Origin of the sequence: Paenibacillus sp. KS1, assembly GCF_001680695.1 — a bacterium.
Lineage (GTDB): Bacteria > Bacillota > Bacilli > Paenibacillales > Paenibacillaceae > Paenibacillus_B > Paenibacillus_B suaedae.
In genome coordinates, this window is the sequence record NZ_MAIS01000175.1 from 1 (window position 1) to 3,512 (window position 3,512).

A 3,512-nucleotide genomic window follows, 5' to 3' on the forward strand; every position below is an offset into this window, starting at 1 on the left:
TATTACGTTCCTGATAGCGTATTTAATTAATCGTCAAACGGGTTAACCTTAGTGCGTAAAGTTTCCAAACTGAAATCAAGTGTATACATAATAAGCCGCCAATTTAGCGGCTTATTTGTTTTATCAATAGGAGAATGCTGCGTGCTTTGAATGAAAAGGAAATATACAGGAAAGATGTCAATAATCTACATTTTGAGGATGAAACTCCTAAAAAAAATTTTTACATCATCAATATTCGACAGACAAACCTTTGGGCATATGTTAAATTTAGATCAGAAATTGTTTAAAATATTGTCATAAGTATTTACAAAAAAAGTTAATATCGTATATCATGGTATAAAATAGTAAATATTTAGGGCTACACTGAAGCATATGGCTTTGAAGCAGCTTTGCATAAGTATTAAATGGTCACCCCAACAAAAATACCTCTGAGTGTAGGCGATATACAAACCAATCTTGCCTTCTCTGATTTTAATCTATTCATTTCTCAATCCCATTGGCGAACATCAAATGCGTAATTAAAGATTCTAAGGAGTGTGTATATAAACGTACACTAAATAAATTTTGCAACCACTTTGAGCCCTACCTGCATCCTTTATAAAGGAGGAAATAATGAAAAAAAATATTATTGGCATAGCAAGCACTTTGTTTTTATTCGCAATGATTCTCTTAGTTGATATTTACTCCTCTAAGGAGGAGTATCAATTAGTAACAAAGCAACAGATAGATACTATAGTTGAAAAAGAAAAAATTGTTGTACTTTCAAAAGAAGATATTTTTGTAAAAGACAAACCAATGACGCTAATTTTTTACTCAAAAAATAGTCAAATAGGTTCAATTGAAGTTAGGAATATTAATGGCTCTCTGAAATATACGAGAACCCTTACTACTGGGAAGAATGGTAATGTCATTCAAACAATTGGTGCTAAAGGGGATTTATCATATATCATGGTAGCGATTAACGATTCTAGTATTCTGAAAAATGCTAAGAGATTAGATATTTCTGACACAGTGTTTAATCACTTGGTCACTAAGGAAATTAACGGGAAACCATATATAATTGTTGTTTTTGACGAAAAAAGTGAAGTTAGTTTTAGTGCGCCATTCAATTATAAGTTAATAAACTATAATAACGAGACACTATTCGAGTGTGAAGGATGTTGACACGCTATGAAAAGGAATATTTTTCTTTTTTCAACATTAATAATAATGATTAGTTTTATATCTTTTGTCAGAACAGATACGGCAACAGGCATATCTTCCGATACTCCCAAAGTGAAAGATTTATATAGCTATTACTATTCAACTAAAAGTATTTCTATTTTAGAAGGCTTAGATAGTGATTCTGCTTTACTTTCAGACGTTGAACATGACGATGTAAGAAAAATTATAAATGATGGTATTTACGAAGTGTGGTTATATGTTAACTCTGTTGATATCCGTAACATTGATTCCACTGATAAATTACAGATTTTAAATTACATAAACAGTCTCCACAGTAATAAAGGTTTTTTCAAAGCGAATTTAAAGGATTCTTCCGACAGACCCAATTCTAGCTATTTGTTAGATACTAAAATGGCTTTGGAAATATACGATAGGTTTGAGCGTGATATTCCTAATACAAAGAAAATACTAAACTATATCGAAAGTACACTTAATCAAATTAATTCTCCCCAAACCTATGATTTCGTATCTTTGGGAGGTTATTTGACAATTATTAATCAAATAGAAACTATTCTGGCTAGATATATTAACCTCAATCAAGATGAATTGTATTCTAATAGTATGATTGGTAGATTGAAAAAATTGTATTTAGAAGAACCGTCAAGTATTGAAAAATTTGAAACAGCCGTAAATATTAATAATTATACCAATACATTAATACTACCGATTGATACAAAGGAAGTTGAGACTTACATAAAAAGGATACAAAATAAAAATGGGATGTTCCCAATTTCCGGTTCAAAAACAGGGTTTGATACACTTTCTACATTCTTGGTCATAAAGACGCTGACGACTTTGGGAATCGAGATCCCGAATAAAGAAAAATTACTATCTAGTTTAAAACAGATTCAGAGTTCTACCACACATCAATATCAATGAAAATTGATATAAATAAAATTATGGGAGGAAAACAATGAAAAAGTCACTGCTATTTATTAGTTGTATGTTGATGTTTTTTGCTTTTTCATCTTCAAGTTTTGCAGCTAACGGCAAATTAGTGCAAAAGAGTTCTGACGAATATGAAGTACTGGGAGAAAAGTTTGAGGTGCTTACTTGGGTAGACAACGATAATGGGTCACTCATGTATACTGTTCCAACTAAAGTTAATAACAAGCAAGCTGTTGCTCAATTTGTTGATGAACTTGCAGGGAAAAAAACTAACTATGGGGAAGAGCCTTCTCATTCTACTTTGGGCTTTAAAACCAACTGGTCAAGAGATTTGACAGGATATGCTACAAACAGTAATGATGCCAAAATAACTTGGAAGACATCAGGCTATAATGAAGATGCATTCTTCTATCCCATTACTACACAAGAAATGGTTGTAAATGAAGGAAATATAAGTGCATATTGGAATGGTTCTGGTAATGCCGACAAAATTGTTTTGTCATATCAATATAAATTTACCGGATTTAACGTCGTACTTTCGTTTCCTCCCGCATTACAAGAGATCGGTGATACTGTTAAATATACTTTCAGTCCAGTTGATGACCAGTGGTATTTGATTACTACTAGTGAGTCTGGAAAAGCAGAGTCACGAGGTTTATTTACTGGTGCAGACCTTAAAACAAATGCTGATATTTATAAAGGCGGGTATATTTATAGACCAACAATTGAAACAAAAGTTAAGTTTACTGATGGTAATTAATAATTATAAATAAAATAAAATGATTACGCAGCCTTAGCATGAAGTAGGAATTAGGGCTGTTTGATAATATAGGATCGAGCTTCGCTCGATCCTATATTAATTTCAATCAACAAGAGGTGGGAAGAAGTTGCCGTTAATTGTTATGCTATTTGGTATCTTTCTAATAGCATTAAGTGGTGTTGAGAAAATTGTCATCTATTTGAACTTTGCTGAGACTACTGGAAACAATATGGACACTTTGCTTAGTCTTGTTCCAAGTTATATTTGGGCAATTACTAACTACACGTTTATTGGTGGCTTGTTCATGATAGCTTTGGCATTTGTGATAATTTACAAAAATAAATATCCTCCAAAAGATAAATAGGTTCGTTATTTTATAATTGACACAAAGTTATCCTTTTTAATTAGTTCAAATTACACTAATAGGGGTAACTTTGTGTCAATTAACACTAGAAGTAGGAGTATATAGTCAAAAATAGTCAAAGATAGTCAAAGTCAAAGACATTAGTACAAAACACGGCTTTGATGAAAAAGTCCAAATGTAAATATATACATATCTAATGGTTCCTAGTACGAGCAGCATTTCAAAACGCCTATGCACATAGGTTTACTACATGAATTATGCGAATAAAACGGGTGC

General features: G+C 31.9%; 4 protein-coding genes. All 4 read left to right on the plus strand.

Features of this window, described 5'->3' with window-relative positions; all coding sequences use genetic code 11:
- The first annotated feature begins 612 nt into the window (after window positions 1-612).
- The 4 genes from BBG47_RS27345 to BBG47_RS27360 all read left to right on the plus strand — a co-directional run bounded on the left by BBG47_RS27345 (window position 613) and on the right by BBG47_RS27360 (window position 3,236).
- Window positions 613-1,164, plus strand: a complete 552-nt coding sequence (locus BBG47_RS27345) for a hypothetical protein (RefSeq protein WP_065294372.1) — start codon at window positions 613-615, stop codon at window positions 1,162-1,164.
- A gap of 6 nt (window positions 1,165-1,170) precedes the next feature.
- Entirely contained in the window at window positions 1,171-2,103 is a 933-nt protein-coding gene (locus BBG47_RS27350; RefSeq protein WP_065294373.1) for a hypothetical protein, read from the plus strand.
- Between the two features lie 34 nt (window positions 2,104-2,137).
- The gene (locus tag BBG47_RS27355; protein ID WP_065294374.1) at window positions 2,138-2,872 is read left to right on the plus strand and encodes a hypothetical protein; all 735 of its coding nucleotides are present in this window, start codon (window positions 2,138-2,140) and stop codon (window positions 2,870-2,872) included.
- A 127-nt stretch (window positions 2,873-2,999) separates the two neighbouring features.
- Window positions 3,000-3,236 (plus strand): hypothetical protein, encoded by a 237-nt coding sequence (locus BBG47_RS27360; RefSeq protein WP_065294375.1) that lies wholly within the window; start codon window positions 3,000-3,002, stop codon window positions 3,234-3,236.
- The last annotated feature ends 276 nt before the right edge of the window (window positions 3,237-3,512 follow it).

What these genes read in the sequence shown, in the direction of transcription:
- BBG47_RS27355 (WP_065294374.1), top strand. Translation starts at nt 2,138, where the DNA reads ATGAAAAAGTCACTGCTATTTATTAGTTGTATGTTGATGTTTTTTGCT.
- BBG47_RS27345 (WP_065294372.1), top strand. Translation starts at nt 613, where the DNA reads ATGAAAAAAAATATTATTGGCATAGCAAGCACTTTGTTTTTATTCGCA.
- BBG47_RS27350 (WP_065294373.1), top strand. Translation starts at nt 1,171, where the DNA reads ATGAAAAGGAATATTTTTCTTTTTTCAACATTAATAATAATGATTAGT.